Raw genomic sequence first — 3,062 nt, 5'->3', positions numbered from 1 at the left:
TGTTGATGCTTTAAAAAGTTGTCAAATAATGTGTAGTAACGTGAATCTTTAAAGTCAATTTTAAACAACCGTAAGTTATCAGTTAATACAAAAACAATATCAATAAAGTCTTCACTACAATGAAAGTTGTTAGAATTTGTTTCTGAATATTTTCGGGAAATAAAAATCTCTAATTCTTCTAAAATGCTGCGATTTGAAATCTGATTCGCAATGTCATTATAGAAATAGGAAAACCAAAATATTGCGAAATTACATGTATCTACTCTAGATAGGAGAAAGCAGAAATATTTAGGTAATAATCGAAATCGAAACAAATCACTAAAGAGTAGTTGTTTAAGTAAAGGGTGTTCCAAAGAAAATTCAATCAGTTCTATAAGTTTATGAGGATAAAATAGCGAATGGTTATCAATACAAATGCTTTCCTCTAAAAAATCCGAAACTAACCAACTATAAAAGTATCCAACCCTGTGGTGATAAGTTCTGCTTTCTAAATGCTCCTGTATCTGAAAAAATTCATTTTTACTAACCTGAAGTGATGAATGAGAATTAAAGGAAGGCAGAGAGCTTTCTGTAATCACATTTTTTCTAGGCTGGTTTACACATTTGTCAGTATTATTCGTTGTTCCGCTCGTTGGTAAAAGGTCAATTGACATGGTTATCACTGGAGTATAGTTGCGAACAATGTCTGAAAAAAAATTACTATTTGATATTGAACGTGTTAAATCTCTAGGTACAGGTAGCTCTAGTAAATGTTTTGTCAGCTCGACTGTATAAGCTTTGTACTCTGCTTCTGAAGTCACATAATTAAGAATAGGGAGAGCACAACTACACGTTAATCGCATGATACGTAGCCATTTTCCAAAGGCTTCATTAGCGATAGCGGAGTTGGAAAGTAACATCTGCCATAAAAAGGTACTAACTAACTGGTTAAGGTTATGCTCTCTTCCGTTAAATACATAACAATTATCTTCTTTTTTAACATAGTTGAATAAAATGGATGTGCTAGAGAATTCTCTATCCCATATATCTTCCGACACACAGAGGTTGGTTTTTTTATATCCATCTTGACCATACTGGATATGTTGTAAAGTTCTAAGAGTTTCTATTATGGGAACTAGAGAGTCATCAACTTGCCGCTCAAGGTCGTGTTCTAAGTTACAAGTAAGCAAAAGGAAATCAGCCTCAAATGTTATAAGGCAGCATTTTTCTAAATATTCAATTTCAATGCCTTTATTAATCGGTACAAGTTCGCCATTACGTTCCCATAACTTAGTACCATCAAGAAGCCCAGTTACACAGTTTCTATCTAGAGGTTCTGTTGTAAGTGAAGAGTACATTAAAAATGTTGCTAAATCCTCAGCTTCTTTTTGTTGTTCTAAACTGTAGAATTTCTGCGAATCAGATGGGGCTCGTGTGGATAGCTCCAAAAGAGATTTAATCTTCGACCAATCCCTTGAATGCTCGACATGATTTGCAGCCATAGTACATTCTCTAAATTTAAACGAATAGATAGAAACTTATATTATTTAATTCAACTATATAGGTATATGATACACCGAAAATTCAATAAGATTCCTATCAATTATTTAGAAATTAATGCAACGGGATAAGGCACTTTACCTATGACTCTTCATGCCAAACCAAGATATTAATCAACTATTAGGAAAAGTAGGTCAAAAAAGGTTATATGTGTTTAGAATTTTGGTGGCTATTCAACCATGATTTCCTCAACATCCTTAAATTTTTCTAACTTAATAATAAGTTAGAAAAATTATTATGAATCAATCTTTCTATTTCGCTATATGGCATTTTTAAAATTTCACTTAATTGTTTGAGTGCGATTGCAACATCCCACGGCATTGCAGATACTTTATTAACTTGAGCAAATGGTCCATCCGTTTCTGTTATTAACCTATCAATAGGTATTTCCTTGACGAGCTCTATAGCACGTTTACTTTTTAACATCGCAGGTCCCACACTAAACCAACAGCCCAGACTTATTGCTCTTCTCAACTCAGTCTTATTGCCTGTAAACCAGTGTAAAATTGGCACTCCAGCTTTTGGATACTTTTCAATAAAGTTTAGAACTTCGCTAGTTGCATGACGGCTATGAATACTAAGTATTTTTCCACCAGCGTTTGTACATGCTCTTAAAATATGTTCAAAAACCATCGTTTGTATATTCCAATGATCTTTAAATTCCTTTCCACCATCCAAACCAATTTCACCAATATATCTAGTTTTAGAAATCAATCGATCAAATAATGGGAGTTCTGAATACCGCTCATGTGCAATTTGAGGATGTAGTCCTAATGCAGTCTTTATACGAGGAAAATTGATACTAAGTGCATTCGTCCCCTCCCATGCACTTGGTGTTGTAGTTACAGATAGAACATACATATTCATATTTACGATATTCTGTATAACATGAACCACATTAGGATAGAGGTCTAAATGTGCATGAAAATCAATCATACTAGACCTAAATCTCCAATAAATTTTTGCATTTCTAACAAACCTCTCTCTACAGTATCTTGATGTTTTTGCTTATCTTGATCTGGTATTAAATTAGAGCTCAAAGATGCACCAATCCACTTTGAAGTCCCTAACTCTTGCCTATTTAAAATTGCTATACGCATCGAAAACACATCATCAAAACATTTCAATTCTGGAGTATCCGGATGGCACTTTGGCCCTCATGCATGAAGGACGAAAGCTCAACTACAGCATCTTCAATAAATTGGCTGGGCTGCAGCAAAATGAGATTGTTGAGAATAAACGGTTAGGTTCAGTCCTGGCGCATATTCAACAGCAACATGAAGTATTGGAAAAACAAAATAAACGTTCCCGGGCCAAGAAAAGTATGCCGAGTCGTAAAGCTCAGAAAGCTGTTATTGAACAAAGAAATTTAAATCCTGTGCTTGACTCTTGTGGTTAAAAACAGGACATTTTAAATGGTTTATCGCATAGACATTTTAATTGGTGAATAACAGTGTTTTTAATATTACTTTAAGATCAGTATCTTATCGTTATTCATACCCTCTGGAACGTTCTCGTTCAAC

The 3,062-nt window shown here is 34.1% G+C and carries 3 protein-coding genes and 1 pseudogene; 1 reads left to right on the top strand and 3 read right to left on the bottom strand.

Going from position 1 to position 3,062, the window contains the following annotated elements:
* The 3 genes from GBI16_RS17815 to GBI16_RS18755 form a co-directional block, all read right to left on the bottom strand.
* A partial coding sequence (locus GBI16_RS17815) for a hypothetical protein (protein ID WP_215900694.1) occupies nt 1-1,481 on the bottom strand: 1,481 nt, incomplete at its 3' end.
* Nucleotides 1,482-1,746: 265 nt separating this feature from the next.
* Nucleotides 1,747-2,475, bottom strand: a complete 729-nt coding sequence (qatD, locus tag GBI16_RS17810) for a Qat anti-phage system TatD family nuclease QatD (protein ID WP_151707590.1) — start codon at nt 2,473-2,475, stop codon at nt 1,747-1,749.
* Nucleotides 2,472-2,639, bottom strand: a complete 168-nt coding sequence (locus GBI16_RS18755) for a hypothetical protein (RefSeq protein ID WP_171494589.1) — start codon at nt 2,637-2,639, stop codon at nt 2,472-2,474. Before GBI16_RS18755 ends, qatD begins: the two co-directional genes overlap by 4 nt.
* Here GBI16_RS18755 and GBI16_RS17805 point away from each other — a divergent pair.
* Nucleotides 2,600-2,938, top strand: a pseudogene (locus GBI16_RS17805) (ISNCY family transposase); the annotation flags it as partial. The gene GBI16_RS18755 and the pseudogene GBI16_RS17805 sit on opposite strands and share 40 nt — an antisense overlap.
* Nucleotides 2,939-3,062: the final 124 nt, after the last annotated feature.

Origin of the sequence: Acinetobacter sp. TUM15064 (assembly GCF_008980265.1) — a bacterium.
Lineage (GTDB): Bacteria > Pseudomonadota > Gammaproteobacteria > Pseudomonadales > Moraxellaceae > Acinetobacter.
Note: the sequence above shows the minus strand (reverse complement) of the source record. Positions and strands in the feature narration are given on the sequence as shown.

Coding starts and splice junctions, on each gene's coding strand:
- qatD (WP_151707590.1), bottom strand. CDS start 2,475: ATGATTGATTTTCATGCACATTTAGACCTCTATCCTAATGTGGTTCAT.
- GBI16_RS18755 (WP_171494589.1), bottom strand. CDS start 2,639: ATGCGTATAGCAATTTTAAATAGGCAAGAGTTAGGGACTTCAAAGTGG.